We start from the raw sequence: 2,623 nt of genomic DNA on the forward strand, positions 1-2,623 counted from the left end.
CAGAGGAGGCCAAGACCGCGCAGGTCGCGGCGTTCTGCTGGCAGGTGCTCGGCCAGGCGGACTTCACGCGCAGCGACGCCGTCGTCGGGCTCGGCGGCGGGGCGACCACAGACCTCGCCGGCTTCGTCGCGGCGACCTGGCTGCGCGGGATCGCCGTCGTTCAGGTGCCGACCACCCTGCTCGCCATGGTCGACGCGGCCGTAGGCGGCAAGACCGGGATCAACACGGCCGAGGGCAAGAACCTCGTCGGCGCGTTCCACCCGCCGGCCGGGGTGCTGTGCGACCTGTCCACGCTGGACTCGCTGCCCGTGCACGACCGCACCGCGGGGCTCGCCGAGATCATCAAGGCGGGGTTCATCGTCGACGAGCGGATCCTCGAGCTCGTCGAGGAGAACGCGGCTGCGCTCGTGGCGCCGGTGCTGACCCCGGGTGCGCGGGAGGTGCTCCGGGAGCTGGTCGAGCGGGCCGTGCGGGGCAAGGCCGACGTCGTGGGCGTCGACCTGCGTGAGGCCGGGCTGCGCGAGATCCTCAACTACGGCCACACCTTCGGCCACGCGATCGAGCTCGTCGAGCGGTTCTCGTGGCGGCACGGGGCCGCCGTCTCGGTGGGCATGGTCTACGCCGCCGAGCTCGCGCGGCTCGCGGGCCGGCTGGACGACGCCGTCGTCGAGCGGCACCGGGCCGTGCTGGGCGCCGTCGGGCTGCCGCTGACGTACCGCGAGGACCGCTGGGACCAGCTGCTCGCGGCCATGCGGCGGGACAAGAAGACCCGCGGCGACCTGCTGCGGTTCGTCGTCCTCGAGGACGTGGGGCGCCCGGTGCGGCTCGAGGGCCCCGATCCCGCGCTGCTGGTCGCGGCCTACGCCGAGGTGAGCCGGGCGCCCGCCCGCGGGCCCGTCGCGCTGTGACGCCGGCGCGGCGGGCGGCCCTGCCGCACCGTCCGCGGCACCGGCGATCGCCTACCCTGGCGCCATGACACGCGTGCTCGTCCTCAACGGACCCAACCTCGGCCGGCTCGGGGTGCGTGAGCCGGAGGTCTACGGCTCCGCGACGCACGCGGACCTCGCGCGGCAGTGCGCCGCCTGGGGCGCCGAGCTCGGCCTGACGGTCGAGACGCGGCAGTCCGACGACGAGTCCGAGATGGTCGGCTGGCTGCACCAGGCCGTCGACGTGCGCGCGCACGTGGTGCTCAACCCCGCCGCCTTCACGCACTACTCGTACGCACTGCGCGACGCCGCTGCCCAGGTGACGACGGGCGGGCTGCTGCTCGTGGAGGTGCACCTGTCGAACCCCGCGACCCGCGAGACCTTCCGCCACACGAGCGTCATCGGCGGCGTCGCGACCGGCACCGTCGCGGGCTTCGGCACGGACTCCTACCGCCTTGCCCTCTCGGCGATCGCCACCCGCCTCGCCTGAAGGCGCCGCCTCGCCCGACCCTCGCCCGACCCCCGGCTGACCCGAGGCGCCGCCTCGCCTGAGGCCCGGCCGCCGCCTGCCCCGCCCACCTCGCCCGACCCCCGCGGTGCCCGCCCGTTCGCCCCGGTCCGCCCGCCGCACCCGTTCGCGTCCCAGTTCTCTGCAGATATCGGTCATCAGGCGACCAAGACCTGCCGAGAACTCGGTGGGGTGCCGATCATCGGGTCAGGGCGGCGCGGATCTGGTCGATGACGAGGTCGGGGCGTTCGGTGAGGTCCTGCCAGGTGAAGCGGAGCACCGTGTAGCCGGCGCCGACGAGCCGATTCTGGCGCGTGCGGTCGGACTGGAACCGGGCTGCGCCGTGGTACGCCATGCCGTCGACCTCGATGACGAGCCTGGCCTCGAGGAAGAGCACGTCGGCCCGGCCGATGAGCCCTGCCGTGTCGGACACCGGCACGTCCGTGCGCCAGCCGGTGATCTGCGAGAGGTCGAGCAACCGCAGCAGCCGTCGCTCCGCGGCGCCGAGTGCACCGCGCTCGGTGTCACGGAGGACCTCGCGGCGACGGCCGTTGCCCCAGCGGCCCGGCCGCGCCGCGACCATCCGGTCGAGCTCGTCCCGCGTCCACAGCTCTCGCGTGAGGGCCCAGATCATCAGGGAGTCCGCCTCGTCGTCGGGCAGACGGCCGACGCAGTCGAAGAGCGTGCGGGCGCGCGAGGTGAGACGCACCCGACCCATCCGCACCACGTCGCTCGGCTCGATCGCCACGAGGTGCGGGACGAGGGCCGGACGCGGGTGTCGCTTCGTGGGCACGATCGCGTGCGCACGCGTCGAGAGCGCCACGGGGAGCCGGTGCATGGCGGCGGCTGTGCGCAGGCATGCGACGCCATCGGGCCAGGTGAGCGCCACCGCCCACGCGAGCGATCCCGGCTGCTGGGCGGTCGCGGCGGGGCGCAGGGCGTCGCCGGCGAGGCGCACCCACTCGCCCGTGCGGCGGCGTCGTCGGACCTGGTCGGGCGACATGCCGGCCGCGAGCGCCTGCGCCACGGTGAACACCCCGGCCTGGTACCGGGCCGGTCCGGGGACCCAGCCCCGGGCGAAGTGATCGGTCACGCCGGCAGGGTGGCAGCGGTGCGCCGATCGAGCCACGACGGCCTCATCCGGCTGTGGACGGACCGCCCGACCGACCCACGCGCGCGCGCCCCTAGG

At 74.9% G+C, this 2,623-nt stretch carries 3 protein-coding genes; 2 read left to right on the top strand and 1 reads right to left on the bottom strand.

The window, feature by feature from the left end:
• Together aroB and PKY62_RS12970 are read left to right on the top strand one after the other, a co-directional pair.
• Positions 1 to 908, top strand: a 908-nt coding sequence (gene aroB, locus PKY62_RS12965; protein ID WP_324537616.1) for a 3-dehydroquinate synthase, incomplete at its 5' end; no start/stop codon positions are given.
• Between the two features lie 64 nt (positions 909 to 972).
• Positions 973 to 1,416, top strand: coding sequence for a type II 3-dehydroquinate dehydratase (locus PKY62_RS12970; protein WP_324537618.1), 444 nt, complete (start codon positions 973 to 975; stop codon positions 1,414 to 1,416).
• A gap of 217 nt (positions 1,417 to 1,633) precedes the next feature.
• On the opposite strand, the gene PKY62_RS12975 is transcribed toward PKY62_RS12970, so the two are convergent.
• Positions 1,634 to 2,527: a DUF559 domain-containing protein gene (locus tag PKY62_RS12975; RefSeq protein ID WP_324537620.1), complete on the bottom strand. Its 894-nt coding sequence runs from the start codon at positions 2,525 to 2,527 to the stop codon at positions 1,634 to 1,636.
• Between the last annotated feature and the right edge of the window lie 96 nt (positions 2,528 to 2,623).

The sequence above is a fragment of the Actinotalea sp. genome, assembly GCF_035443605.1.
Classification (GTDB): domain Bacteria; phylum Actinomycetota; class Actinomycetes; order Actinomycetales; family Cellulomonadaceae; genus Actinotalea.